The 24,946-nt window shown below is 66.0% G+C and carries 21 protein-coding genes, 1 tRNA gene, 1 pseudogene and 1 riboswitch; of the genes and pseudogenes, 16 read left to right on the top strand and 7 right to left on the bottom strand.

Going from position 1 to position 24,946, the window contains the following annotated elements; genetic code table 11:
• The 15 genes and pseudogenes from Q0693_RS00190 to Q0693_RS00120 form a co-directional block, all read left to right on the top strand.
• A pseudogene (locus tag Q0693_RS00190) lies at window positions 1-201 on the top strand (glycine cleavage system protein T); the annotation flags it as partial.
• Window positions 174-1,358 carry a CinA family nicotinamide mononucleotide deamidase-related protein gene (locus Q0693_RS00185; RefSeq protein WP_243031068.1) on the top strand — a complete coding sequence of 395 codons (1,185 nt, stop codon included), beginning with the start codon at window positions 174-176 and terminating at the stop codon, window positions 1,356-1,358. The pseudogene Q0693_RS00190 and the gene Q0693_RS00185, both read left to right, overlap by 28 nt.
• Window positions 1,355-1,948 carry an RNA 2',3'-cyclic phosphodiesterase gene (gene thpR / locus Q0693_RS00180; protein WP_298628022.1) on the top strand — a complete coding sequence of 198 codons (594 nt, stop codon included), beginning with the start codon at window positions 1,355-1,357 and terminating at the stop codon, window positions 1,946-1,948. Before Q0693_RS00185 ends, thpR begins: the two co-directional genes overlap by 4 nt.
• Window positions 1,899-2,921, top strand: coding sequence for a recombinase RecA (gene recA / locus Q0693_RS00175; protein ID WP_279231266.1), 1,023 nt, complete (start codon window positions 1,899-1,901; stop codon window positions 2,919-2,921). The genes thpR and recA overlap by 50 nt, the downstream gene beginning before the upstream one ends.
• Window positions 2,922-4,652 carry a ribonuclease Y gene (gene rny, locus Q0693_RS00170; RefSeq protein WP_243031071.1) on the top strand — a complete coding sequence of 577 codons (1,731 nt, stop codon included), beginning with the start codon at window positions 2,922-2,924 and terminating at the stop codon, window positions 4,650-4,652.
• A 17-nt stretch (window positions 4,653-4,669) separates the two neighbouring features.
• On the top strand, window positions 4,670-5,701 hold the full coding sequence (locus tag Q0693_RS00165; RefSeq protein WP_243031075.1) for a rod shape-determining protein: 1,032 nt from the start codon (window positions 4,670-4,672) through the stop codon (window positions 5,699-5,701).
• Window positions 5,702-5,704: 3 nt separating this feature from the next.
• Window positions 5,705-6,136, top strand: coding sequence for a 3-hydroxyacyl-ACP dehydratase FabZ (gene fabZ, locus Q0693_RS00160; RefSeq protein WP_298628013.1), 432 nt, complete (start codon window positions 5,705-5,707; stop codon window positions 6,134-6,136).
• A gap of 215 nt (window positions 6,137-6,351) precedes the next feature.
• Window positions 6,352-6,990, top strand: coding sequence for an RNA-binding protein (locus tag Q0693_RS00155; RefSeq protein ID WP_298628010.1), 639 nt, complete (start codon window positions 6,352-6,354; stop codon window positions 6,988-6,990).
• 181 nt (window positions 6,991-7,171) lie between these two features.
• Complete coding sequence (locus Q0693_RS00150) at window positions 7,172-10,531, top strand: DNA-directed RNA polymerase subunit beta (protein WP_243031078.1); 3,360 nt, start codon at window positions 7,172-7,174, stop codon at window positions 10,529-10,531.
• Window positions 10,532-10,571: 40 nt separating this feature from the next.
• Complete coding sequence (rpoC, locus tag Q0693_RS00145) at window positions 10,572-15,143, top strand: DNA-directed RNA polymerase subunit beta' (RefSeq protein WP_298628006.1); 4,572 nt, start codon at window positions 10,572-10,574, stop codon at window positions 15,141-15,143.
• A 156-nt stretch (window positions 15,144-15,299) separates the two neighbouring features.
• A complete protein-coding gene (locus Q0693_RS00140) occupies window positions 15,300-15,878 on the top strand; it encodes a fuculose-1-phosphate aldolase (RefSeq protein WP_243031081.1) in 579 nt (192 codons plus the stop codon).
• Window positions 15,875-16,114: a hypothetical protein gene (locus tag Q0693_RS00135; RefSeq protein ID WP_243031082.1), complete on the top strand. Its 240-nt coding sequence runs from the start codon at window positions 15,875-15,877 to the stop codon at window positions 16,112-16,114. Before Q0693_RS00140 ends, Q0693_RS00135 begins: the two co-directional genes overlap by 4 nt.
• Complete coding sequence (locus tag Q0693_RS00130) at window positions 16,084-16,932, top strand: alpha/beta hydrolase (protein ID WP_298628001.1); 849 nt, start codon at window positions 16,084-16,086, stop codon at window positions 16,930-16,932. The genes Q0693_RS00135 and Q0693_RS00130 overlap by 31 nt, the downstream gene beginning before the upstream one ends.
• 47 nt (window positions 16,933-16,979) lie before the next feature.
• A riboswitch (TPP riboswitch) is annotated at window positions 16,980-17,075 on the top strand.
• A gap of 21 nt (window positions 17,076-17,096) precedes the next feature.
• Window positions 17,097-18,131, top strand: coding sequence for a thiamine ABC transporter substrate-binding protein (locus tag Q0693_RS00125; protein ID WP_298627998.1), 1,035 nt, complete (start codon window positions 17,097-17,099; stop codon window positions 18,129-18,131).
• Window positions 18,132-18,153: 22 nt separating this feature from the next.
• Window positions 18,154-19,635: an ABC transporter permease subunit gene (locus Q0693_RS00120; protein ID WP_298627995.1), complete on the top strand. Its 1,482-nt coding sequence runs from the start codon at window positions 18,154-18,156 to the stop codon at window positions 19,633-19,635.
• A gap of 62 nt (window positions 19,636-19,697) precedes the next feature.
• Here Q0693_RS00120 and mutM read toward each other — a convergent pair whose 3' ends face one another.
• The 6 genes from mutM to Q0693_RS00090 all read right to left on the bottom strand — a co-directional run bounded on the left by mutM (window position 19,698) and on the right by Q0693_RS00090 (window position 23,875).
• Complete coding sequence (mutM, locus tag Q0693_RS00115; RefSeq protein WP_298627992.1) at window positions 19,698-20,495, bottom strand: DNA-formamidopyrimidine glycosylase; 798 nt, start codon at window positions 20,493-20,495, stop codon at window positions 19,698-19,700.
• Between the two features lie 2 nt (window positions 20,496-20,497).
• Window positions 20,498-20,857, bottom strand: coding sequence for an acyl-CoA thioesterase (locus Q0693_RS00110; RefSeq protein ID WP_028494065.1), 360 nt, complete (start codon window positions 20,855-20,857; stop codon window positions 20,498-20,500).
• A 12-nt stretch (window positions 20,858-20,869) separates the two neighbouring features.
• Window positions 20,870-21,106: a 4a-hydroxytetrahydrobiopterin dehydratase gene (locus tag Q0693_RS00105; protein WP_298627987.1), complete on the bottom strand. Its 237-nt coding sequence runs from the start codon at window positions 21,104-21,106 to the stop codon at window positions 20,870-20,872.
• A gap of 51 nt (window positions 21,107-21,157) precedes the next feature.
• Window positions 21,158-21,234: transfer RNA gene (locus Q0693_RS00100), tRNA-Met, on the bottom strand.
• A 9-nt stretch (window positions 21,235-21,243) separates the two neighbouring features.
• Window positions 21,244-22,620: an FAD-binding oxidoreductase gene (locus Q0693_RS00095; RefSeq protein WP_298627983.1), complete on the bottom strand. Its 1,377-nt coding sequence runs from the start codon at window positions 22,618-22,620 to the stop codon at window positions 21,244-21,246.
• 10 nt (window positions 22,621-22,630) lie between these two features.
• Complete coding sequence (locus Q0693_RS00090) at window positions 22,631-23,875, bottom strand: MFS transporter (protein WP_298628025.1); 1,245 nt, start codon at window positions 23,873-23,875, stop codon at window positions 22,631-22,633.
• A gap of 74 nt (window positions 23,876-23,949) precedes the next feature.
• On the opposite strand from Q0693_RS00090, the gene Q0693_RS00085 reads away from it, so the two are divergent.
• Window positions 23,950-24,570, top strand: coding sequence for a helix-turn-helix domain-containing protein (locus Q0693_RS00085; protein WP_243031097.1), 621 nt, complete (start codon window positions 23,950-23,952; stop codon window positions 24,568-24,570).
• A 6-nt stretch (window positions 24,571-24,576) separates the two neighbouring features.
• Here Q0693_RS00085 and Q0693_RS00080 read toward each other — a convergent pair.
• On the bottom strand, window positions 24,577-24,946 hold a 370-nt coding region (locus Q0693_RS00080), incomplete at its 5' end, for an aldo/keto reductase (protein WP_298627976.1).

The following is a 24,946-nucleotide window of genomic DNA, read 5'->3' as shown; positions in this document are numbered from 1 at the left end:
CCCTGGCCCCTCTTTTGGGAGGGGCGGGAGGTGGGGCAGGCCAAGCGGGTCAGGGCCACCCCCTACGGGGCCTTGGGCTTTGGGGTGGTGCGCCGGGAGGTGCCCTTGGGCGCGGTGTTGGAAGGGGATGGGGGGCGTTTTCAGGTGGAGGCCTGGCCCTTTGAGGAGGCGATATGGAGCGGGCGGAGATCATCGGGGTAGGCACGGAGCTCATCTACGGGGAGACCCTGGACACCAACACCGCGGAGATCGCCAGGAGCCTCGAGGCCTACGCCCTTAAGGTGGAAAGGACCCTCAGGGTGGTGGACGAACCCCTGCCCCTGGCCCGGGAGGTGGCCCAGGCCTGGGAGCGGGCCCGGCTTTTGGTGCTTTCGGGGGGCCTAGGCCCCACCCCCGACGACGTGACCCGGGAGGCGGTGGCCGAGGCCTTGGGGGAGCCCTTGGAGCTGGACGAGGCCATGCTGGCGGAAATAGAGGCCCTCTTCCGGGCCCGGGGGCGGCCCATGCCCGAGGCCAACCGCAAACAGGCCTTGAGGATCCCCTCGGCCACCTGGCTTAAGAACCCCCGGGGCACCGCCCCGGGTTGGTGGGTGCATAAGGGGGGAAAGGACCTGATCCTCCTGCCCGGGCCTCCCCCTGAGTGGCGGCCCATGTGGGCGGAGGTCTTGCCCCAGCTGAACCTTCCCCGCCGCCCTTACGCCAAGCGGGTTTTAAAGACCTGGGGCATCGGGGAGTCGGAGATCGTGGAGCGGCTTGGGGAGCTCTTTAGACGGAACGAGGAGGTGGAGGTGGGCACCTACCCCAAGCTCCAGGGGGTGGAGGTGGTGGTGAGGGGCCGGGAGGAGCTGGTGGCCGACCTGGCGGACAGGATAAAGAAAAGGCTTCTTAAGGAGGTCTGGGGGGAGGGGGACCTGACCTTGGCCGAGGCGGTGAAGCGCCGCCTGGAGCTGGAAGGGGCCACCCTCTCCACCATGGAAAGCCTCACCGGGGGGCTTTTGGGGGCGGAGATTACCCGGGTACCGGGGGCCAGCCGCTTCTACCTGGGGGGCGTGGTATCCTATTCCGTAGGGGCCAAGGCCCGCTTCGGTGTGCCGGAGGAACTCCTCGCCAAGACGGTTTCCGCCGATACGGCCAAGGCCATGGCGGAGGCCGCCCGGGTGCTTTTCGGTTCCACCTATGCCCTTTCCACCACGGGGGTGGCGGGGCCGGACCCCTTGGAGGATCAACCCGTGGGCACGGTTTTCGTGGCCCTGGCGGGGCCTAAGGGGACGGAGGTGCGCCGCTACCGCTTCCCCGGGGACCGGGAGGTGGTGCGGCTCCGAAGCGTGTATGCCGCCTTGGCCTTACTCCTAACATGAGGCTCTTCTACGCGATCTTTCTTCCCGAAGAGGTGAAGCGGGCCTTGGTGGAGGCTCAGGGACGGGTGGCCCGCTACAAGGGGTGGAGGGAGGTGGCGCCCCACCACCTCCACGTTACCCTCCTTTTTCTGGGGGAAAGGCCGGAAGGGGACCTGGCGGATCTCCTGGCCTTGGGCCACCGCCTTGGGCGGCTTCATCCCCCTTTTACCGCCCGCATCCGGGGCACGGGCTACTTTCCCAACGAGGGCACCCCAAGGGTCTGGTTTGCCAAGGCGGAAGGGGAAGGCTTCGCCCTGTTGGCGGAAGGGCTTCGGCAGGGGGTTCGGGAAACCCTGGGGGAGGAGGCCCTCCTGGCCGGGGGGGACAAGCCCTTCAAGCCCCACATCACCTTGGCCCGGCGCAAGGCCCCGGCTCCCCGGGTGCCCCCGGTGGTCTTCGGCCTGGAGTGGCCGGTGACGGAGTTCGCCCTGGTGCGCTCGGAGCTTAAGCCCAAGGGGCCCGTATATACCATTTTGGAAAGATTCCCTTTGCGAGGTGAGCATGGACGAGAACAAGAGGAAAGCGCTGGAGAACGCTCTCAAGACCATTGAGAAGGAGTTTGGCAAGGGCGCGGTCATGCGCCTGGGGGAGATGCCCAAGTTGCAGGTGGACGTGATCCCCACCGGCTCCTTGGGCCTGGACCTGGCCTTGGGGATCGGGGGCATTCCCCGGGGTAGGGTCATTGAGATCTACGGCCCCGAGTCCGGGGGGAAGACCACCTTGGCCCTCACCATCATCGCCCAGGCGCAAAAGCAAGGGGGTGTGGCTGCCTTTGTGGATGCGGAGCACGCCTTGGACCCCCTTTACGCCCAGAAGCTGGGGGTAAAGGTGGAAGACCTCCTGGTCTCCCAGCCCGACACCGGGGAGCAGGCCCTGGAGATCGTGGAGCTCCTGGCCCGCTCGGGGGCGGTGGATGTGATCGTGGTGGATTCGGTGGCCGCCTTGGTGCCCAAGGCGGAGATCGAGGGGGAGATGGGGGACCAGCACGTGGGCCTGCAGGCCAGGCTCATGAGCCAGGCCCTGCGCAAGCTCACCGCGGTGCTTTCCAAGAGCAACACCGCCGCCATCTTCATCAACCAGGTGCGGGAGAAGGTGGGGGTGATGTACGGCAACCCCGAGACCACCCCCGGGGGCAGGGCCCTGAAGTTCTACTCCAGCGTGCGCCTGGACGTGCGCAAAAGCGGCCAGCCCATCAAGGTGGGCAACGAGGCGGTGGGCATACGGGTCAAGGTGAAGGTGGTGAAGAATAAGCTGGCCCCGCCCTTCCGCGAGGCGGAGCTGGAGATCTACTTCGGCAAGGGCCTGGACCCGGTGATGGACCTGGTGAACGTGGCCGTGGCCGCAGGGGTCATTGAGAAGGCGGGAAGCTGGTTCTCCTACGGGGAGGCCCGCCTGGGCCAGGGTAAGGAGAAGGCCGCGGAGTACCTTCGGGAGCGGCCCGAGCTTGTGGAGGAGATCCGGGCCAAGGTGCTGGAGAGGGCCCACGAGGTGGTGCTCGCGGGAAGCGAGGAAGGGGAGGAGTAGATGACCCCGACCCTTTTGGACCTGGGGCTTTTTCTCCTGGTCTTGGTCCTGGCGGGGGCCTTGCTCCTTAGGCGCAAGGGGGAGGACCGGAGCGCGGAGGAGGCCAAACGGCTGCTGGATGCCGCCAGGGGGGAGGCCAGGGAGGCCCTCGAGGCGGCCCGCAAAGAGGCCAAGGAGATCCTGGAGGCGGCCCGGGCCGAGGCCAAGGCCCTGCGCCAGGAGGCGGAGGAGCGGGCCAAGTCCTTGCGCCAGGAGTTGGAATCGGAGCTCAAACGCCGCTCGGAGGCCTTGGAGGCCGAGGCCAGGAAACGTTTGCAGGAGGCGGAGGAGCGCCTAAAGGCCGAGCGGGAGGAGCTTAAGGCTGAGCGGGAAAGGCTTAAAGCCCTGCAGGAGGAGCTAAAGGCGGAAAGGGAGCGCCTCAAGGGGGAGCGGGAGGAGCTTAGGCGGGAGGCGGAAAGGCTTTCCAAGCGGGGCGAGGCCTTGGACGCCCGGGCCCTGAAGCTGGATGCCCTGGAGGAATCCCTCTCCCAAAGGGAGGAGGCCTTAAGGGCCCGGGAAGCCCAGCTTCAGGAGCGGGAAGGGGAGATAGAAAGGCGGCTTTACCAGGTGGCGGGCCTTTCCCCGGAGGAGGCCCGGCGCCTCATCCTGGAGAGGCTGGACCGGGAGCTGGAGGAGGAAAAGGCCCAAAGGGTGCGGGCGGCTTTGGAAAGGGTGCGCCTCGAGGCCCGCAAGGAGGCCCAGAAGATCCTGGCCCAGGCCATGCAGCGTCAGGCCTCGGAAACCGCCGCCCAGCTGGCGGTCTCCGTGGTGCCCATCCCCTCCGATGCCATGAAGGGGCGGATCATCGGGCGCGAGGGGCGGAACATCCGCACCTTTGAGGCCCTGACGGGGGTGGACCTCATCATTGACGACACCCCGGAGGCCGTCTTGCTTTCCTCCTTCAACCCCATCCGCCGGGAGATCGCCCGCATGGCCCTGGAGGAGCTCCTCAAGGATGGACGCATCCACCCCAGCCGCATTGAGGAGGTGGTGGAAAAGGCCAAGCAGGAGATGAAGACCTTCATCTACGAGCGGGGTGAGGAGGCGGCCCTGGAGGCGGGGGTGGTGGGGTTAAAGCCCGGGCTCGTCCAGCTTCTTGGCCGGCTTCACTTCCGCTCCAGCTACGGGCAAAACGTCCTCAAGCACTCCGTACAGGTGGCCCACCTCGCGGGCATCATGGCCGCGGAGCTGGGTCTGGATGCCGCCTTGGCCCGGCGGGCGGGGCTCCTTCACGACATCGGCAAGAGCGTGGACCGGGAGGTGGAGGGAAGCCACGTGGAGATCGGGATTGCCCTGGCCCGCCGCTTCGGGGAGCCTTTAGAGGTCATAGACGGCATCGCCCACCACCACGACCCGGAGAACGCGGAAACCGTGTATGCGGTTTTGGTGGCGGCCGCCGACGCCCTCTCCGCCGCCCGGCCCGGGGCCCGGCGGGAGAGCCTGGAGGAGTATCTGCAGCGCCTCGAGGCCTTGGAGCGCATCGCCCTTTCCTTCCCCGGGGTGGAGACGGCCTTTGCCGTGCAGGCGGGGAGGGAGGTTAGGGTCATCGTCAAACCCGATAAGATCACCGACGCCAAGGCCACCCTCCTGGCGCGGGAGATCGCAGGCCGCATTGAGCGGGAGATGAACTACCCGGGCCAGGTGCAGGTGACGGTGGTGCGGGAGACCCGGGCGGTGGAGTACGCTAAGTAGGCTAAAATGGGGCGATTATGTTGAGGGGTGAGGACATCGGGATTGACCTGGGAACGGCCAGCGTTCTCATTTACGTGCGGGGGAAGGGGATCGTCTTGCGCGAGCCCTCGGTGATTGCGGTGGTGCAGGGGAAGCGGGAGGTGAAGGCGGTGGGGGCCGAGGCCTACCGCATGCTGGGGCGCACCCCCGGGAACATCGTGGCGGTGCGGCCCCTTAAGGACGGGGTCATCGCCGACTATGCCCTCACGGAGCGGATGCTCCTTTTGTTCCTCCAGAAGGTTCTTTCCCCCATGAGCCGCTTTTTCCGGCCCCGGGTCATGGTGGGGGTGCCCTCGGGGGTCACCGACGTGGAGAGGCGGGCGGTGGTGCAGGCGGTTTCCTCCATGGCCCACAAGGTCTACCTCATAGAAGAGCCTTTGGCGGCGGCCATCGGGGCGGGGATCAACGTGGCCGAGCCCACGGGCAATATGGTGGTGGACATCGGCGGGGGTTCCACGGACATCGCCGTCATCTCCTTAGGGGGCATCGTGCGTTCGGAAAGCCTTAGGATCGCTGGCAACGAGATGGACCAGGCCATCATCCGCTACGTGCGGCAAAAGTACAACCTCCTCATAGGGGAGCGCACCGCCGAGGAGCTCAAGATCCAGCTGGGGCGGGCCAAGATCCTTCCCGGGGAGGAGAAGGAGGTGGCCGAGGTGCGGGGCCGGGACCTGATCACCGGCCTTCCCCGCACGGCGGAGATCCCGGCAGAGGATGTGGTGGAAGCCCTGAGGGAGCCTCTGGAAAAGATCTTCCAGGGGGTGAAGACGGTGTTGGAAACCACGCCTCCCGAGCTGGCCTCGGACATTTACGAAAGGGGCATTCTCCTTACCGGGGGCGGGGCGCTCCTCAAGAACCTGGACGTGGCCCTGCAGGAGGCCACGGGGGTGCCGGTGGTGGTGGCGGAAAACCCCATTGAGGCGGTGGCCCTGGGCACGGGCAAGGCCTTGGAGATGCTCCACGTGCTGGAGGACACCATCCTCTCCTCGGACGACGTGCTTAAGAGGTGAGCGGTGGAGATCACCGAGATTCTCCGCCTTCTGCCCCACCGGTACCCTTTTCTCCTCATTGACCGGGTTCTTCATGCCGATGAGAAAACCTTCCGGGCCCTGAAGAATGTCACCTTCAACGAGCCCCACTTCCAGGGGCATTTCCCCGGCTACCCCATCATGCCCGGGGTGCTGATCCTCGAGGCCATGGCCCAGGCGGCGGTGGGTGCCATCGCCAGACAGCCGGGTTTCCAGCCTGGGGGACTGGTTTTCTTGGCGGGGATAGAGGAAGCCCGCTTTAAAAAGCCCGTGGTGCCGGGGGATACCTTGATCCTGGAGGGGGAGCTTCTCCTCTTCCGCCGGGGCCTGGGCAAGGTGGCGGTTAGGGCCTTGGTGGAAGGGGAGGAAAGGGCCAGCGCCCGCCTAAGCTTCGTGGTCCGGGAGGCCGCGGAGTAGGGGGGTGCTGGGGGCTAGAAAGCGGGGAAGCCAGACCTCGAGGATCTGCCGCAGGAGGGGGAGGGAAAGGGCTTGGCGGTCGGGTGCCGCCCAGCGGCGAAAGCCCACCTTGGCCGGCATTCCCTGGGAGAGGCCCAGGGGGATCAGCCCGGCCTCTGCCCAGGCGGAGGCCTTCCCTAAGCCTTACCGCTTCCCTTGGGGTATCATCTTTCCTGGTGGCGGACCTCATGGCCTACCTGAAGCGGGCCCGGGGCGGACGGGTGGTGGAAACCGGCTTCCTGGACCCGGAGGAACAGGCCCTTCTGGAGGAAAAGGCCCGAATGGAAGGGCTTAAGGTGGCCTTTTTCGGGGGGTTCCCCCTGGCCAAGAGGAAGGTGGCGGTGCTGTATCCCCCGGAGGTCCCTTCCGTGCACGATCCGGTGGCGGTGGTCTTCCTGGAGGAGGAACCCCCGGATCTGGGGGAGGCCATGGGGGACCAGGAGGCCTTTGGCGAAGGCCACCTGGTGGCGGTGTCCGCCAAGGGGAAGCAGGCCTTGGAGGAGGCGGGTTACACCCTCCTGCCACCCCCGGAAGGGGCCTTGCGGGCGGCGAACGAGCGGGTGCGCACCCTGGTGGTGCCCTCTTTAAGGGTGGACGCCGTGGGGGCCAAGGGCTTTGGGGTTTCCCGTAGCTATTTCGCCCAAGGGGTGAGGGCGGGGAAGGTGCGGCTAAAGGGCAAGGTGGCCTCCCCCAAGGACGAGATGGCTCCCGGGGACACCCTGTTGGCCGAGGGCCTAGGAAGCCTGAGGCTTTTGGAGGTGCTTGGCGAAACCCGGCGGGGGAACTATAAAATCAAGGTGGAGGTGGAACGGTAGGAGCAAAAAGGCCAGGGTCGGGTAGGCTTGACGGCTTAAGGGACTGCCCTATAAGCTAAGGTTTGTGCTCTTTGGTCGGGCCAAGGGAGCACGGTAAGAGCCAGCCGCCGCAAGGGGAGGCCCCCTTGCGGAAGAACCCTGTTAGCTTACCTCGGGCGGCCCGCTTTCCCAGAGGTGACGCATGGAGATCAAGCGATTCGGTCGCATCCGAGAGGTTATACCCCTTCCCCCTTTGACGGAAATCCAGGTGGAGTCCTATAGAAAGGCCCTCCAGGCCGATGTTCCCCCGGATAAACGGGAGGATGTGGGCATCCAGGCGGCCTTCAAGGAAACCTTCCCCGTGGAGGAGGGGGACAAGGGCAAGGGGGGTATGGTCCTGGATTTCCTGGAGTACCGCATCGGCGAGCCCCCCTTTTCCCAGGACGAGTGCCGGGAGAAGGACCTGACCTACCAGGCTCCCCTCTATGCCCGCCTCCAGCTCATCCACAAGGACACGGGGCTCATCAAGGAGGACGAGGTCTTCCTGGGCCACCTCCCCCTCATGACCCAGGACGGCTCCTTCATCATCAACGGGGCCGACCGGGTGATCGTTTCCCAGATCCACCGCTCCCCCGGGGTCTACTTCACCCCGGACCCCGCCCGGCCCGGGCGTTACGTGGCCAGCATCATCCCCTTGCCCAAGCGGGGTCCGTGGATTGACCTGGAGGTGGAGCAAAACGGCACCATTTCCATGAAGGTCAACAAGCGCAAGTTCCCCCTGATCCTCCTCCTCAGGGTTCTGGGCTACGATGCGGAAGCCCTGAACCGGGAGCTTGGGGCCTACGGGGAACTGGTGGGGGGCCTTCTGGACGAGGCGGTGCTGGCCATGCGCCCGGAGGAGGCCTTGGTGCGCCTCTTTACCCTGCTCCGCCCCGGCGATCCCCCCAAGAAGGACAAGGCCCTGGCCTACCTCCATGGCCTCTTGGCCGATCCCCGGCGCTACGACCTGGGGGAGGCGGGGCGGTACAAGGCGGAGGAGAAGCTGGGCGTGGGCCTTTCCGGCCGCACCCTGGTGCGCTTTGAGGACGGGGAGTTCAAGGACGAGATCTTCCTGCCCACCTTGCGCTACCTCTTTGCCCTGATGGCCGGGGTTCCTGGGCATGAGGTGGACGACATTGACCACCTGGGCAACCGCCGCATCCGCACCGTGGGGGAGCTCATGGCCGACCAGTTCCGGGTGGGCCTAAGCCGCCTGGCCCGCGGGGTGCGGGAGCGGATGGTGATGGGCTCCGCCGATACCCTTACCCCGGCCAAGCTGGTGAACAACCGGCCCCTCGAGGCGGCCATCCGCGAGTTCTTCAGCCGCAGCCAGCTTTCCCAGTTCAAGGACGAGACCAACCCCCTCTCCTCCCTGCGCCACAAGCGGCGCATCTCTGCCTTGGGGCCTGGGGGCCTTACCCGGGAACGGGCAGGCTTTGACGTGCGGGACGTGCACCGCACCCACTATGGCCGCATCTGCCCGGTGGAAACCCCGGAAGGGGCCAACATCGGCCTCATCACCTCCTTGGCCGCCTACGCCCGGGTGGATCACTTGGGCTTCATCCGCACCCCCTACCGCCGGGTGAAGGACGGGGTGGTCACCGACGAGGTGCTCTACATGACCGCCACCGAGGAGGACCGGTACACCATCGCCCAGGCCAACACCCCCTTGGAGGGCAACCGCATCGCCACCGACCGGGTGGTGGCCAGGCGCCGGGGGGAGCCGGTGATCGTGGCTCCGGAAGAGGTGGAGTTCATGGACGTGAGCCCCAAGCAGGTCTTCTCCGTGAACACCAACCTCATTCCCTTCCTGGAGCACGACGACGCCAACCGGGCCCTGATGGGTTCCAACATGCAGACCCAGGCGGTGCCCCTGATCCGGGCCCAGGCCCCGGTGGTGATGACGGGCCTCGAGGAGCGGGTGGTGCGGGACTCCCTGGCCGCGGTCTACGCCGAGGAGGACGGGGAGGTGGTGGCGGTGGATGGCCGCCGCATCGCCGTGCGCTACGAGGACGGCCGCCTGGTGGAGTACGCCTTGCGCCGCTTTGCCCGTTCCAACCAGGGCACCGCCTTGGACCAGCGCCCCCGGGTGACCGCGGGCCAGAGGGTCAAGAAGGGGGATCTCCTGGCGGATGGCCCCGCCTCCGAGGAGGGCTTTTTGGCCCTGGGGCAGAACGTCCTGGTGGCCATCATGCCCTTTGACGGCTACAACTTTGAGGACGCCATCGTCATCAGCGAGGAGCTCCTAAAGCGGGACTTCTACACCTCCATCCACATTGAGCGCTACGAGATCGAGGCCCGGGATACCAAGCTGGGCCCGGAGCGCATCACCCGGGATATCCCCCACCTTTCCGAGGCCGCCCTTAGGGACCTGGACGAGGAAGGGGTGGTGCGCATCGGGGCTGAGGTCAAGCCCGGGGACATCCTGGTGGGCCGCACCAGCTTCAAGGGGGAGCAGGAGCCTTCTCCCGAAGAGCGGCTTCTTCGCTCCATCTTTGGCGACAAGGCCCGGGATGTAAAGGATACCTCCTTGAGGGTTCCCCCGGGTGAGGGGGGCATCGTGGTGGGCACCCTGCGCCTGAGGCGGGGGGACCCCGGGGTGGAGCTCAAGCCCGGGGTGCGGGAGGTGGTGCGGGTCTACGTGGCGCAAAAGCGCAAGCTCCAGGTGGGGGATAAGCTGGCCAACCGCCACGGGAACAAGGGGGTGGTGGCCAAGATCCTCCCCGTGGAGGACATGCCCCACCTGCCCGATGGCACCCCGGTGGACATCATCCTGAATCCCTTGGGCGTGCCCAGCCGGATGAACCTGGGGCAGATCCTGGAAACCCACCTGGGCCTGGCGGGTTACTTCCTGGGCCAGCGCTACATCTCCCCGGTCTTTGACGGGGCCACGGAGCCGGAGATCAAGGCTCTTCTGGCCGAGGCCTTTGACCTCTATTTCGGTAAGCGCAAGGAGGAGGGCTTCGGGGTGGACAAGAGGGAGCTGGAGGTGCTGGCCCGGGCGGAGAAGCTGGGTCTGGTGAGCCCGGGTACAAGCCCGGAGGAGCAACTAAGGGAGCTCTTTACCCAGGGCAAGGTGGTCCTCTACGATGGCCGCTCCGGCGAGCCCATAGAGGGCCCCATCGTGGTGGGGCAGATGTTCATCATGAAGCTCTACCACATGGTGGAGGACAAGATGCACGCCCGCTCCACCGGCCCCTACTCCCTCATCACCCAACAGCCCTTAGGCGGCAAGGCCCAGTTCGGTGGCCAGCGCTTCGGGGAGATGGAGGTGTGGGCCCTCGAGGCCTACGGGGCCGCCCACACCCTGCAGGAGATGCTCACCCTAAAGTCCGACGACATCGAGGGTCGTAACGCCGCCTACGAGGCCATCATCAAGGGGGAGGACGTGCCCGAGCCCAGCGTGCCCGAGTCCTTCCGGGTTCTGGTAAAGGAGCTTCAGGCCTTGGCCCTGGACGTGCAGACCCTGGATGAGCGGGATAACCCCGTGGACATCTTTGAGGGCTTGGCGTCCAAGCGGTAAACCGCACGGAAGAAGCGGGATGGCTCTTAGCGGAGGAAGAATGAAAAAGGAAGTTCGCAAGGTCCGCATCGCCCTGGCCTCTCCGGAAAAGATCCGCTCCTGGAGCTACGGGGAGGTGGAGAAGCCCGAAACCATCAACTACCGCTCCCTGAAGCCTGAAAAGGATGGGCTCTTTGACGAGCGCATCTTCGGCCCCACCAAGGACTACGAGTGCGGCTGCGGCAAGTACAAGCGCCAGCGCTTTGAGGGCAAGGTGTGCGAGCGCTGTGGGGTGGAGGTCACCAAGAGCATCGTGCGCCGCTACCGCATGGGGCACATTGAGCTGGCCACCCCGGCGGCCCACATCTGGTTCGTGAAGGACGTGCCCTCCAAGATCGGGACCCTTCTGGACCTCTCCGCCACCGAGCTGGAGCAGGTCCTCTACTTCAGCAAGTACATCGTCTTGGACCCCAAGGGGGCGGTGCTGGATGGGGTGCCGGTGCAGAAGCGGCAGCTTCTCACGGACGAGGAGTACCGGGAACTCCGCTACGGTAAGCAGGAAACCTACCCCTTGCCCCAAGGGGTGGACGCCCTGGTCAAGGACGGGGAGGAGGTGGTGAAGGGGCAGGAGCTGTTCCCCGGGGTGGTGAGCCGCATGGACGGGGTGGCCCTGTACCGCTTCCCCCGGCGGGTGCGCATAGAGTACCTGCGCAAGGAGCGGGCGGGCCTCCGCCTTCCCCTAAGCGCTTGGGTGGAGAAGGAGGCCTATAGGCCAGGGGAGGTCCTGGCCGAGCTGCCCGAGCCCTACCGCTTCCGGGCGGAGGAGGAGGGGGTGGTGGAGCTGAAGGAGCTGGAAGAGGGCCACCTCCTCACCCTGCTTAAGGAGGATGAGCCCGTGGTCCGCTACTTCCTCCCCGTGGGGCTTACCCCCTTAGTGGTCCACGGGGAGGTGGTGGAAAAGGGCCAGCCCCTGGCGGAGGGGCGGGGGCTTTTGCGCATGCCCCGGCACATGGCCGCCAAGGAGGTGGAGGCGGAGGAGGAAGGGGATACCGTCTACCTCACCTTCTTCCTGGAGTGGACGGAGCCCAAGGACTATGCGGTGGCCCCCCACATGAACGTGGTGGTGCCCGAGGGGGCCCACGTCCAGGCGGGGGAGAAGGTGGTGGCGGCCATTGACCCCGAGGAGGAGGTGATCGCCGAGGCCGAGGGGGTGGTCCACCTGCACGAGCCCGCCAGCATCGTGGTGATGAAGGCCCGCCTCTACCCCTTTGAGGACGACGTGGAGGTGACCACCGGGGACCGGGTGGCCCCGGGGGACGTCCTGGCGGATGGGGGCAAGGTCAAGAGCGAGATCTACGGCCGGGTGGAGGTGGACCTGGTGCGGAACGTGGTGCGGGTGGTGGAGTCCTACGACATTGACGCCCGCATGGGGGCCGAGGCCATCCAGGCCCTTCTGAAGGAGCTGGACCTGGAGAAGCTGGAGGCCGAGCTCCTGGAGGAGATGAAGCACCCCTCCCGGGCCCGGCGGGCCAAGGCCCGGAAGCGCCTCGAGGTGGTGCGGGCCTTCCTGGACTCCGGCAACCGCCCGGAGTGGATGGTTCTGGAGGCGGTCCCCGTGCTACCTCCCGACCTCCGGCCCATGGTGCAGGTGGACGGGGGGCGCTTCGCCACCAGCGACCTCAACGACCTCTACCGCCGCCTCATCAACCGCAACAACCGCCTGAAGAAGCTCCTGGCCCAGGGGGCTCCGGAGATCATCATCCGCAACGAGAAGCGCATGCTCCAGGAGGCGGTGGATGCGGTCATTGACAACGGCCGCCGCGGTTCTCCCGTCACCAACCCGGGCTCCGAACGCCCCTTGCGTAGCCTCACCGACATCCTCTCCGGCAAGCAGGGCCGCTTCCGCCAGAACCTCTTGGGCAAGCGGGTGGACTACTCGGGGCGAAGCGTGATCGTGGTGGGGCCCCAGCTCAAGCTCCACCAGTGCGGCCTGCCCAAGCGCATGGCCCTGGAGCTCTTCAAGCCCTTCCTCCTCAAGAAGATGGAGGAAAAGGGCATCGCCCCCAACGTCAAGGCGGCCCGCCGGATGCTGGAAAGGCAGCGGGACATCAAGGACGAGGTGTGGGATGCCCTGGAGGAGGTGATCCACGGCAAGGTGGTCCTCCTGAACCGGGCCCCCACCCTGCACCGCCTGGGCATCCAGGCCTTCCAGCCGGTCTTGGTGGAGGGGCAGTCCATCCAGCTCCACCCCCTGGTCTGCGAGGCCTTTAACGCCGACTTTGACGGGGACCAGATGGCGGTGCACGTGCCCCTCTCCTCCTTCGCCCAGGCGGAGGCCCGCATCCAGATGCTCTCGGCCCACAACCTCCTCTCCCCGGCCTCCGGGGAACCCTTGGCCAAGCCCAGCCGGGACATCATCCTGGGGCTTTACTACATCACCCAGGTGCGCCGGGAGAAGAAGGGGGCGGGCCGGGAGTTCGCCACGGTGGAGGAGGCCCTGGCCGCCTACGAGCGGGGGGAGGTGGCCTTGAACGCCCCCATCAAGGTGGGGGGTAGGGAGACCAGCGTGGGCCGCATCAAGTTCGTCTTCGCCAGCCCCGACGAGGCCCTTTTGGCGGTGGCCCACGGCCTTTTGGACCTCCAGGACGTGGTCACGGTGCGCTACCTGGGCAAGCGGCTGGAGACCAGCCCGGGCCGGGTGCTCTTTGCCCGCATTGTGGGCGAGGCGGTGGGGGACGAGAAGGTGGCCCAGGAGCTTTTGCAGATGGACGTGCCCCAGGAGAAGAACTCCCTTAAGGACCTGGTCTACCAGTCCTTCCTGCGCTTGGGCATTGAGAAGACCGCCCGGCTCCTGGATGCCCTCAAGTACTACGGCTTCACCCTTTCCACCACCAGCGGGATCACCATCGGCATTGACGATGCCGTGATCCCTCCCGAGAAGCAGAAGTTCTTGGAGGAGGCGGATAGGAAGCTCCGGCAGATCGAGCAGGCCTACGAGATGGGCTTCCTCACCGACCGGGAGCGCTACGACCAGGTGATCCAGCTCTGGACCGAGACCACGGAAAAGGTCACCCAGGCGGTCTTCAAGAACTTTGAGGAGAACTACCCCTTCAACCCCCTCTACGTGATGGCCCAGTCCGGGGCCCGGGGTAACCCCCAGCAGATCCGCCAGCTTTGCGGCATGCGCGGCCTCATGCAAAAGCCCTCGGGGGAGACCTTTGAGGTGCCGGTGCGCTCCTCCTTCCGGGAGGGCCTCACCGTGTTGGAGTACTTCATCTCCAGCCACGGGGCCCGCAAGGGTGGGGCCGACACCGCCCTCAGGACCGCGGACTCCGGGTACCTCACCCGGAAGCTGGTGGACGTGGCCCACGAGATCGTGGTGCGGGAGGCGGACTGCGGCACCACCAACTTCATTTCGGTACCCCTTTTCCAGCCCGACGAGGTAACCCGGACCTTGCGCCTGAGGAAGCGCTCCGACATCGAGTCTGGGCTTTATGGCCGGGTTTTGGCCCGGGAGGTAGAGGTTCTGGGCCAGCGGCTGGAGGAAGGGCGGTACCTGACCCTCGAGGACGTGGCCCTCCTCATCAAGGCGGCGGAGGCCGGGGAGATCCAGGAGGTGCCGGTGCGGAGCCCCCTCACCTGCCAGACCCGCTACGGGGTGTGCCAGAAGTGCTACGGCTACGACCTTTCCATGGCCCGGCCCGTGTCCATCGGCGAGGCGGTGGGGGTGGTGGCGGCGGAGTCCATCGGCGAGCCCGGCACCCAGCTCACCATGCGCACCTTCCACACGGGTGGCGTGGCGGTGGGCACGGATATCACCCAGGGTCTGCCCCGGGTCATCGAGCTCTTTGAGGCCCGCAGGCCCAAGGCCAAGGCGGTGATCTCCGAGATCGACGGGGTGGTGCGCATTGAGGAAACCGAGGAGAAGCTTTCGGTCTTCGTGGAGTCCGAAGGCTTTTCCAAGGAGTACAAGCTCCCCAAGGATGCCCGCTTGCTGGTGAAGGACGGGGACTACGTGGAAGCCGGCCAGCCCCTGACCCGCGGGGCCGTGGACCCCCACCAGCTTCTGGAGGCCAAGGGCCCCGAGGCGGTGGAGCGCTACCTGGTGGACGAGATCCAGAAGGTCTACCGGGCCCAGGGGGTGAAGCTCCACGACAAGCACATTGAGATCGTGGTGCGGCAGATGCTCAAGTACGTGGAGGTCACCGACCCCGGGGATAGCCGGCTTCTGGAGGGCCAAGTCCTGGAGAAGTGGGACGTGGAGGCCCTGAACGAACGGCTCATCGCCGAGGGCAAAACCCCCGTGGCCTGGAAGCCCCTCCTCATGGGGGTTACCAAGAGTGCCCTTTCCACCAGGAGCTGGCTTTCCGCCGCCAGCTTCCAGAACACCACCCACGTGCTCACCGAGGCGGCCATCGCCGGCAAGAAGGACGAGCTCATCGGCCTCAAGGAAAACGTCATCCTGGGCCGCCTGATCCCCGCCGGCACGGGAAGCGACTTCGTCCGCTTCACCCAGGTGGTGGACAAGAAGACCCTCAAGGCCATTGAGGAGGCCCGCAAAGAGGCAGTGGAGGCCAAGGAACCCGCGGTGCGCCGCCCTGCCCGCCGGGAGCAGCCCGGAAAGCAGGCCTAAGGCTATTCCATGCCCCAACCCGGCTGGGCCGGGTTGGGGGCTTCTTTTGCCGGCCGGGTTCCATGGCTTCCCCCCAGGCCTTTTTCCAGGGTGTTGGCGGAGGCCGGGCATTACCCGCTGACCCTGCTTGCGCCGGGAGTGCGCCATAATGGGACCATGTTGGCCCGGCTTTATGGGGTCTTTCGCCAGGTGGGGGAGGACCTTTTCCACCATAGGCTCATTTCCGCCACCGCGGGCAACTTTTCCGTGCGCACCAAGGAGGGCTTTCTCATAACGAAAAGCGGGGTGCAGAAGGGGAGGCTTACCCCGGAGGACCTGGTGGAGGTGCCCCTGGAGGGTCCTTTCCCGCCAGGGGCCAGCGTGGAAAGCGTCATCCACCGGGAGGTTTACCTGCGGACGCCGGCCCGGGCCATCGTCCATGCCCACCCCCGGGTGGCGGTGGCCCTTTCCCTGCACCTGGACTCCCTGGTGCCCCTGGACCTCGAGGGCCAGTACTACCTGAAGGAGGTCCCGGTGCTGGCCCCCAAAACCGTGAGCGCTACCCTCGAGGCCGCCTTAGCCGTGGCCGAGGCCCTTAAGGACAGGCGGGCCTGCCTCCTAAGGGGGCATGGGGCCTTCGCCATCGGGCTCAAGGAGAAACCGGAGGAGGCCCTTTTAGAGGCCTATAGCCTCCTCACCACCCTGGAGGAGAGCGCCGAGATCCTCTTCTACCACCGCCTTTGGGGGAAGGGATGAGGGTGCTCTTCGTGGAGGGGAAGGACAAGGAGGCCCTTCTGGCCCTAGCCCGGGAGCTTCCCCATCCCTTTTGGCTTCTTGCGGGGGAAGGGGTGTGGCTTCTGGAGGTGTTCGGCGCCGGGGAGGAGGCCTTGGGAAAGGCCCAGGCCCTTCCCGGGGTTAAGGTTTGGGCCTTTACCCTGCAGGATGGGGTAGTCTATAGGGGATGCGGGAAGAAATCGGCTACATCCCCGTAGGGGAAGCGGAGCTCTACGTGGAGGACGTGGGGGAGGAGCACGCTCCCGCCCTCATCGTCCTTCACGGCGGGCCTGGGGGCAACGCCTATGCCCTTAGGGAAGGGCTTCAGGAGTACCTGGAGGATTTCCGGGTCATCTACTTTGACCAGCGGGGTTCGGGCCGGAGCCTGGAGCTTCCCCAAGACCCGAGGCTTTTCACCGTGGATGCCCTGGTGGAGGACACCTTAGCCCTGGCCGAGGCCCTAGGGATTGAGCGGTTTCACCTTCTGGCCCACGGCTTCGGGGCCCTGGTGGCCCTGGAGCTCCTCCGCCGCTACCCAGAGGTGGATGGGGCCCTCCTGCTGGCCCCATGGGTGAGCTTTCCCTGGCTTTCCGCCCGGCTGGCGGAGGCGGCGGGCCTGGAGCCTTTGGGGGATCCGGAGGAAAACCTGAGGGCCGCTTTGCAGAAGGCGGAGCCCAAGGCGCTCTTTGACCGCCTCATGTTCCCCACGCCCCATGGCCGCCTGGAGTACGAGTGGGTGGCGGAAGGCTCGGGGATACTGGGGCCGGACACCCCGGCCTTGGCCTTTTGGCATAACGGCCTTTGGCGGCTGGACTACACCCCCTACCTTGCCCCAAGCCGCAGGCCGGTGGCGGTGGTGGTGGGGGAGAAGGACGGCACCAGCTACCCCTACGCCGAGGAGGTGGCGGAGCGCCTTCGGGCTCCCATCCGCGTGGTCCCGGAGGCCGGGCACTACCCCTGGATCGACCAGCCGGAGGCCTTTGGCGAGGTCTTTCGGGAGAGCCTCGAGGGCCTGCTGGTTCCCTGGAGGGTGTGAAAGGGGCCGGGGTGGCCCTTCTTTGGCCGGGGAGGGTGGTAAACTCTAGGCGTCACCGGGGGTGCTCCTCCTATGGGGCTGAGAAATACCCTTGGAACCTGAACCGGGTAATGCCGGCGTAGGGAAGGTGACCAAGGCCCCTCCCGGTGACAAGGAGGGGTTATATGTTAAGGTTTTGGTCTTTGCTGGTCCTTTTGGCCTTCGGCTTCGCCCAGGAGATCACCGTCCTCACCCACAGCAGCTTTTCCCTGGACAAGGGGCTCATCGCCCAGTTTGAGCGGGAGACGGGCCTGAAGCTCCGCTTCCTCAAGGGTGGGGATGCCGGGGAGACCCTAAACCGGGCCATCCTCACCAAGGGGGCCCCCATCGCCGACGTGATCTACGGCTTTGACAACACCTTTTTATCCCGGGCCCTCGAGGCGGACCTCCTGCTTCCCTATCGCAGCCCGGAGATCCGCAACCTGAAGGCCACCTTGCTTCTGGACCCCACGTTTCGTGCCCTGCCCGTGGACTACGGCTGGGTGAGCCTGAACTACCACCGGGCCTACTTCAAGGACCGGCCCTTGCCCAAGGTCCCCGCCGACCTCGCCCGGCCCGAGTACGCCAGGCTTTTGGTGGTGCAAAACCCCGCCACCAGCTCCCCGGGCCTGGCCTTCCTCATGGCCACGGTGGCCCGTTTCGGCGAGGAGGGTTACCTGGACTTCTGGGCCCGGCTTCGGGATGGGGGGGTGCGGGTGGCCAAGGGCTGGAGCGAGGCCTACTACACCCACTTCACCCTCTACAAGGGGGATAGGCCCCTGGTGGTTTCCTACACCACCAGCCCCGCCGCCGAGGTCTACTACTCCGAGGGCAAGTACCAAGAGCCCCCCACGGGGAACCTTTTCCCGGAGCTGGCCTTCTTCCAGGTGGAGTTCGTGGGGATCCTGAAGGGGACCAAGAACCTGGAAGGGGCCAGGAAGGTGGTGGACTGGTTCCTTTCCAAGCCGGTGCAGGAGAACCTTCCCACGGAGATGTGGATGTACCCGGCCCGCCGCGATGCCAAGCTCCCCGAGGTCTTCCGCTTTGCCCCAGAGCCCGTGGGGAGCGTGCGCCTGGACCCTAAGGCCATGGCGGAAAACCGGGAGCGCTGGATTGAGGAGTGGACCAAGGTGGTCCTCCAGGGGCAAAGCCCCGAGGCGGTGCGCCGTTCCCGGCGCTAACCCGCCCAAGGGGTAGGGGGCCATGGCCCACGGGGGTCTATTGGTCTTCCTCTTCCTGGGCCTGGCCCTTTTCTACCCCTTAGGGCGCATCCTGGCCCTGGGGGTGGGGGAGGGGTTTAGCCGAGCCCTGACCAACCCCTACTACTGGGAGCGGTACCTTTGGAGCCTGGAGTACGGGGTTCTTTCCGCCCTCCTGACCCTGATGCTGGCCCTACCCCTGGCCTTTTTCTTCCGCCGCCGCTTCCCATTGAGGGGGGTTTTCCTGGCCCTTTCCACCTTGCCCTTTGTCCTCCCCACCCCGGTGGTGGCCCTGGGGTTTTTGGCCCTCCTGGGGCCTAGGGGGCTTTTGGGGATGGACCTCTATGGCAGCAAAACCCTCCTCTTCCTGGCGGCCGTGTTCTACAACCTGGGCCTGGCCCTCAGGATTCTCCTGCCGGTGGCCCTGAACCTGGAGGGTCCCTTGCAGGCGGCCCGGGTTCTGGGGGCCACGCCCTGGAGGGCGTTTTTGCGGGTGGGGTTTCCCCTGATCCTTCCCGCTTGGGGCTCGGCGGGACTTTTGGTGTTCATCTACGCCTTTTCCGCCTTTGGGGTGCCCCTTCTCCTGGGCGGGCCCCGGTACGCCACCCTCGAGGTGGAGGTCTATACCCTCTTGGCCTACCGCCTGGCCTTTCCCGAGGCCAGCGCCCTGATGCTCCTGGAGATCCTCACCCTGGCCTTGGCTGTGGCCCTCTACCTGCGCCTCAAGCCCTACCCCCTGCCACCCGGAGGCCTCCTTCCCGCTCCCCCTTGGGCCTACGCCGTGGGCCTAGGGGCCTTCTTTCTGCTCCTCTTTGCCCCCTTGTGGGGGCTTCTTCTGCGCCTGGACCTCGGGGCCTTGGCCTCCGCCTGGGCCTCGGAGGACTTCACCCCCCTTTCCCTAGCCTTGGGGAATAGCCTCCGTTTCACCTTTCTGGCCCTCCTTTTGGCCTTACCCCTGGGGGTGGCCTACGCGGCGGCGGCCCGGAGGAGCCCCCTCATGGACCTTTTGGGCCTCTTTCCCCTTATGGTGAGCCCGGTGGCGGTGGGCCTGGGCTACCTTCTCGCCTACCCCCATCTTCGGGGCTCCCTGCTCCTCCTGCTGGCCGCCTATGCCCTTCTGGCCTACCCCCTCCTGGCCCGGGCCCTCCTACCGGCCTTGCGCAGTCTTTCCCCAAGCCTCCTCGAGGCGGCCCGGGTCCTGGGGGCCACGCCCTTGAGGGCCTTTTTCCGGGTGGAGATCCCCTTGGTCCTTCCCGCCTTGCAATCCGGGCTTGCCCTGGCCTTGGCGGCCATCCTGGGGGAGTTTGGGGCCAGCCTGGTGCTCTGGCGGCCGGAGTGGACCACCCTGACCCTGGCCATCTACGAGCGCCTGGGCCGGCCTGGGGAGGCTCCTTTCCGCGAGGCCTTGGCCATAGCCGGCCTTCTGGCCTTGCTTTCGGGGCTTGTCTTCTACCTTCTGGACCGGGGCAGGGGGCGGGTGGGTTGATGCCACCCCACCTTGGCTGGGGTTCCCAGAGGGGTCCTTCCGGGGACCGGAACCGAGAGGGGCTATGCCCCCTGGCACTGCGGGCAGTAGTGGGTGCCCCTTCCCGCCACGGTCCTCTTGGCGATGGGAGTGCCGCAGGCGGGGCAGGGAAGGCCCCTTCGCCCGTAGACGGCGTGCTCCTTCTGGAACCTCCCCGGAAGGCCATCGGGCCCCTGGTAGGTGCGGTCGGAAAGGGTGCTTCCTCCTAAGGCCACCGCCTGGGCCAGCACCTCCTTGAGGGCCAGGAAAAGCCTTAAGGCTTCCTCCTCCCCCAGCGCCTCTCCCCGGCGAAGGGGGGAGAGGCGGGCCCGGAAGAGGGCCTCATCGGCGTAGATGTTGCCTACCCCAGCGGCCAGGCGCTGGTCCAGGAGGAGGGCCTTTAGGGGTTTGCGGCTTTTCCTTAACCCTTCCCAGAAGCCCAAGAACTGGAACTCCTCCGAAAGGGGCTCGGGGCCCAGGCGGGGGAGAAGGGGGATTTCCCGGTAGTCTCCCCGCTCCACCACCCAGATGCGGCCAAAGCGCCGGGGGTCGTGGAAGAAGATCTCCTGGTCCTCGAGGCGGAAGGCCACCCGGGTGTGGGGGGTCTTTTCCAGGCGGAAGCCCCCGGTCATACCCAGGTGCACCACCATCTCCCACCCCTCCGTGAGGGCAAAGAGGAGGAACTTGCCCCGGCGGCGGAGGTCCTCCACCCGCTGGCCAAGGGCCCGCTCCGTGTTCCGGTAGCGAAGGGGGTCTTGGTGCTCTATCCGGAAAAGCCGCTTCCCCAGGAAGAAGGGAAGAAGCTTTCTCCTGGTGGTTTCCACCTCGGGTAGCTCGGGCATGTCTAGTCCACAGGCACGGGCTGGCCCTTTTCGTTCACCGCCACGTAGGTGAGCTCCCCCTTGGTGGCCAGCACCCGGCCATCCTCCTGGCCGAAGTGCTCCTTGTACACCTCCACCTCCACCGTTAAGGAGGTGCGCCCCACCCGCACCACCTTGGCCACCACCTCCAGGAGGTCCCCGGTGCGGATGGGCACCTTGAACTCCACGCTGCTCACCGCCACGGTCACCACGGGTTTTCTGGCTCTCCTGGCGGCGGCGTAGGAGCCCACCTTGTCCATGAGGCCCAGCACGAAGCCGCCGAACGCAGCCCCTAAGGGGTTGGTGTGCTCGGGGAAGACCAGCTCTAGGGTACGCGCCTCCATACCCTTCCTAGGCTACCCCAGGAGGTCGGTGAGGCGGGCCATCTCCCGGTCCTTTTCCGTGAGGCCCCCGGCGCTATGGGTCCACCACTCCACCGTCACCCGCCCCCACTCCAGGGTAAGCCGGGGGTGGTGGCCTTTGGCCTCCGCCAGCTCCCCCACCCGCTTTACAAAGTCCAGGGCCTCCTGGAAGTTGGCAAAGCGGAAGGTCTTGACCAGGCGCTCGGGGTCTTGTTGGATCTCCCAGTCCATGCCCCCAGGGTAAGGGAAAAGCCCGAACCCCTTAGGGTTCGGGCTCTCTTTTGGTTGCGGGGGCGGGATTTGAACCCGCGACCTTCGGGTTATGAGCCCGACGAGCTACCAGGCTGCTCCACCCCGCGTCGCCATCCTTAACTATAGCCAGGGGAAGAGCTTATGTCAAGCACCTTGCCCGGGTTCAGAAGCCCCTCGGGGTCCAGGAGGGCCTTTAGTTTTCGCATCCAATCCAAGGCGGGGCCGTGTTCCAGGGGGAGGTACTTTTTCTTCCTTAGCCCCACCCCGTGCTCGGCGGTGCAGGTGCCGCCAAGCGCCAAGGCCCTTCGCACCAAGGCCTCGGCGTAGGCTTCCGCCTTGGGGTAGTCCGGGGGGAGAACGGGCACCAGGGTGTGGAAGTTCCCGTCCCCCACGTGGCCCAGGATGTTGCCCGTAAGGCCCATTTCCCCTAGAAGCCCCTGGGCGTAGCGCACCATTTCCGGTAGGTGGGAGAGGGGCACGGCCACATCGGTGATGACGAAGCGGTGGTCAGGATAGAGGTGCACCAGGGCCCAGTAGGCCTGGTGGCGGGCCTCCCACTGGCGCCGGCGCTCCTCTTCCGTCTTGGCGGCCTCCACCTCGAGGGCCCCCTCCTCCCGCATGATCTCCAAGGCCAGGGCGCTTTCCGCCTCCAGGGCCTCCTTGGTGGAGGAGTGGAACTCCAAAAAGAGAGCCGGCTTCTCGGGAAAGTCCGCTTGCAGGTAGCGGTTTAGCGCCCTTAGGGCCAGCTCGTCCAATAGCTCCAGCCGGGCCACGGGAAGCCCGCTGGCCATCACCCGGTAGCTGGCCAAGGCGGCCTCCTCCACCCCGGGGAAGAAGACCCTTAGGGCGTGGACGTGCTCCGGCAGGGGGTGGAGCCTAAGGGTAAGGCGGGTGATAATCCCCAAGGTGCCCTCCGAGCCGATGAAGAGGTCCTTTAGGTCGTAGCCCGCGCTGGTCTTACGCACCCCCCGGCCCAGCTCCAAAACCTCCCCGCCTGCCAGGACCACCTGGAGGGCCAGGACGTTGGCCCGCATCCCCCCGTAGCGCACCGTGGTGGTGCCGCTGGCGTTGGTGGCGGCCATGCCGCCCAAGGTGGCGTCGGCCCCGGGGTCCACGGGAAAGAAAAGCCCCGTGCCCTTTAGGGCCTCGTTGAGGGCCCTGCGGGTGAGGCCAGGCTCCACCACGCAAAGGAAGTCCTGGGGGCGTACCTCCAGGATGCGGTTCATGCGGCTAAAGTCCAGGCTGAGGGTTTCCCTCAAGGGGTAGAGGTGGCCCTCGAGGCTGGTCCCGGCGCCAAAGGGGATCACCGCCAGGCCCCTTTCCCGGGCGAAGCGCAGGGCCTCTTGTACGTCGGCCACGCTCTCCGGATAGACCACCGCCAGGACCTCCCCCTCCTCGGGGTACCCCTCGTCCCGCCCGTGCCGGCGGCGCTCGGAGAGGGAGGTGTCCACCTTCCCGGGGAAGAGGCGCCTTAAGGCTTCCAGGGTGTCCATGGAGGCCAGTTTAGTCCGGCTTGGCGTCGGGGAGAAGGGTCTCCGCTTCCCGCACGTGCGGGATAAGGTATCCGGAAAGGCCCCATACAACTCCCAGGCTACCGAAAAGAAGAAGCATAAGGGCGATGCCCTCCCCCTGGCCGTACCGCGGGGCGAAAATCCAGTCGGCCAGGGGGCCGGAAAGAAGCATGGCCAAAGGATTGGCAAACCAGGCGATCATGCGCCTGGCGGCGAAGACCTTGCCCTGGACCTCGAGGGGCACCTTGCTTTGCCAGATGGCCTGGTTGGAGCCATTTAGTAGCGGGAGGAAAAGGCTCTCCATGAAGGCCAACGCTGCCCATGCCCGGGGGCCTTCTGCCACCCCCATAAGGGCCAAGGCCAGACTGGAGAAGGCCATTCCCAAAAGGACCCCGTGCACCCGCTTTCTTGGTCCACCCCAAAGGGAAAGGAGAAGCCCACCCGCCACCCCACCAAGCCCGGAGGCCGACCGCACCAAGGCCAGAACTGCCTCCGAGAGGTCGGTCTTGGCCAGCACCATGGCGGGCAGGACGGTCACGGCCAAGGTGGTGAGGAAGTTGATGCCAAAGAACATGAGCTGGAGGGCAAAAAGAGGGGGTCTGGACAGGATGAAGCGAAAGCCGAACAGGGCCTCCTCCAGGAGGGAGGCTGTGGGTTTTGCGGAAACCTGGGGATGGGGTATGGGCACCAGGAGAAGGGTGAGGATAGCAGCGCTGGCTCCTAGGAGGTCTAAGGCGAAGATGCCCCCAAGGCCTAGGGGGTTAAGGAGGGCTGCCGCCAGCACCGGGGCTCCCACGCCAGCTAAGGACTCCGCCAAGCTCATCATCCCGCTGGCGCGGGCGTAGTCCTTTTTCTCCAGCAGGGTGCTTAGGGCTGCGGAAAGGGCCGGCCAGTGAAGGCTTCCCAGGGCCCCGCTGAAGGCGGAAACCAGGTACAGGTGCCAGATTTGCAACTGGCCCAGAAGGAACATCAGGAGCAAGAACCCCGTGGCCAAGGCACTTCCCAGGTCAGCTGTCAGCATGACCCACTTCCTGGGGTAACGGTCCACCAAGGCCCCAGCCAGGGGGGAAAAGAGAATCAGGGGAAGAAAATGGAAGAAGCCCAAAAGGGAAAGGGTGGTGGCGAGCCCGGTCTTCTCATAGGCGTGGAGGGTAAGGGCGAACCAGGTCATCTCCCGCCCCACCAGGGCCAGGGCCTGGCCCAGCCAAAGGAGACGGAAGGCGGCAAACCCTTGCATGACCTTCAATCTCCGGCCCTTCTACTTCAAAAACAAGGGTTCTTTTTGAAGAGGGGGATAGCTAAAATCTAGCTATGCCTTTCCTGGTCAAGAATTCTTTGGCAGCGCGCCTTTTGGCCGATCCGGATATGGCGGTGTGCTTGAAACCTTTCATGAAGGGGCCGGCCAGCGTTAAGGACCTAGCCTTGGCCCAGGGGCTTTCCCCGCAGCAAGCGTACTATCGCGTGGGGCTCCTGTTAAAGGCCGGGCTCCTCCAACCGGCAGGGCTTCTTCTCCAGCGGGGCCGGTACATCCGGTTGTATCGGGCGGTGGATACCGATTTCCGTATTCCTCGGGAGCTGGTTCCGGAGAGGGTATGGGTGGCCCTCGAGGGGGCCCAAAGTTGGCAGGAGGAATGGGAAAAGGCCCTGGAACTTTATGACCCAGGGTATGGCACGGTTTTGCGTGTCTTCTTAAACCCGGAAGGGATCTTGGAGTTTGGAAGCGAGGGTGAGCCCGATATCCTGGCGGAAGAGTTTCCTCCCCTTGTAAACCTCTGGAGCGCTGGGCTTCACCTGCGCTGGGAGGAGGCCAAGGCCTTCCAGCGGGAGCTTTTGGCCCTTTACCACCGCTATGCTGCCCTCTCCCCAGCGCGAAAGGAAGAGGGCCAACCCCGGTATTTGCTCCACCTGGGGCTGGCCCCAGCGCCCAAATAGGCCTCTTTACGCCTCGCCTTTCAGGATGGCCTCAATCCGCTCCAGGGCTTCTTTGGGCAGGTCCACCCCGGCGGCTCCCAGGCTTTCTTGGATCTGCTCGGGCCGGGTGGCCCCGGTGATGGCGCTGCTGATTTCGCGAAGCCTAAGCACCCAGGCCAGGGCCAGCTGGGTGCGGGTGAGGCCCAGCTCATCCGCCACCGCCTTAAGCTTCTGCACCTTCCGGCGGTTTTCCTCCGTGAGGAAGCGCTCGGCGAACTGGGGGTAGCGGGCGAAGCGGCTTTCCGGCGGGATACCTTCATCGTACCGTCCGGTGAGCATGCCCATGGCCAAGGGGCTCCAGACCACCAGGCCCATGCCGAAGCGCTGGGCTTCGGGG

It is taken from the genome of uncultured Thermus sp. (assembly GCF_938010445.1).
Taxonomy (GTDB): domain Bacteria; phylum Deinococcota; class Deinococci; order Deinococcales; family Thermaceae; genus Thermus; species Thermus altitudinis.
The sequence above is the reverse complement of the archived record's forward strand: the minus strand, read 5'-3'. Positions and strand labels throughout refer to the sequence as shown.

Excerpts from the sequence above, each read along its gene's own strand:
- Q0693_RS00185 (WP_243031068.1), top strand. The coding sequence starts at position 174 with ATGGAGCGGGCGGAGATCATCGGGGTAGGCACGGAGCTCATCTACGGG.
- thpR (WP_298628022.1), top strand. The coding sequence starts at position 1,355 with ATGAGGCTCTTCTACGCGATCTTTCTTCCCGAAGAGGTGAAGCGGGCC.
- recA (WP_279231266.1), top strand. The coding sequence starts at position 1,899 with ATGGACGAGAACAAGAGGAAAGCGCTGGAGAACGCTCTCAAGACCATT.
- rny (WP_243031071.1), top strand. The coding sequence starts at position 2,922 with ATGACCCCGACCCTTTTGGACCTGGGGCTTTTTCTCCTGGTCTTGGTC.
- Q0693_RS00165 (WP_243031075.1), top strand. The coding sequence starts at position 4,670 with ATGTTGAGGGGTGAGGACATCGGGATTGACCTGGGAACGGCCAGCGTT.
- Q0693_RS00150 (WP_243031078.1), top strand. The coding sequence starts at position 7,172 with ATGGAGATCAAGCGATTCGGTCGCATCCGAGAGGTTATACCCCTTCCC.
- rpoC (WP_298628006.1), top strand. The coding sequence starts at position 10,572 with ATGAAAAAGGAAGTTCGCAAGGTCCGCATCGCCCTGGCCTCTCCGGAA.
- Q0693_RS00140 (WP_243031081.1), top strand. The coding sequence starts at position 15,300 with ATGTTGGCCCGGCTTTATGGGGTCTTTCGCCAGGTGGGGGAGGACCTT.
- Q0693_RS00135 (WP_243031082.1), top strand. The coding sequence starts at position 15,875 with ATGAGGGTGCTCTTCGTGGAGGGGAAGGACAAGGAGGCCCTTCTGGCC.
- Q0693_RS00130 (WP_298628001.1), top strand. The coding sequence starts at position 16,084 with ATGCGGGAAGAAATCGGCTACATCCCCGTAGGGGAAGCGGAGCTCTAC.
- Q0693_RS00125 (WP_298627998.1), top strand. The coding sequence starts at position 17,097 with ATGTTAAGGTTTTGGTCTTTGCTGGTCCTTTTGGCCTTCGGCTTCGCC.
- Q0693_RS00120 (WP_298627995.1), top strand. The coding sequence starts at position 18,154 with ATGGCCCACGGGGGTCTATTGGTCTTCCTCTTCCTGGGCCTGGCCCTT.
- mutM (WP_298627992.1), bottom strand. The coding sequence starts at position 20,495 with ATGCCCGAGCTACCCGAGGTGGAAACCACCAGGAGAAAGCTTCTTCCC.
- Q0693_RS00110 (WP_028494065.1), bottom strand. The coding sequence starts at position 20,857 with ATGGAGGCGCGTACCCTAGAGCTGGTCTTCCCCGAGCACACCAACCCC.
- Q0693_RS00105 (WP_298627987.1), bottom strand. The coding sequence starts at position 21,106 with ATGGACTGGGAGATCCAACAAGACCCCGAGCGCCTGGTCAAGACCTTC.
- Q0693_RS00095 (WP_298627983.1), bottom strand. The coding sequence starts at position 22,620 with ATGGACACCCTGGAAGCCTTAAGGCGCCTCTTCCCCGGGAAGGTGGAC.
- Q0693_RS00090 (WP_298628025.1), bottom strand. The coding sequence starts at position 23,875 with ATGCAAGGGTTTGCCGCCTTCCGTCTCCTTTGGCTGGGCCAGGCCCTG.
- Q0693_RS00085 (WP_243031097.1), top strand. The coding sequence starts at position 23,950 with ATGCCTTTCCTGGTCAAGAATTCTTTGGCAGCGCGCCTTTTGGCCGAT.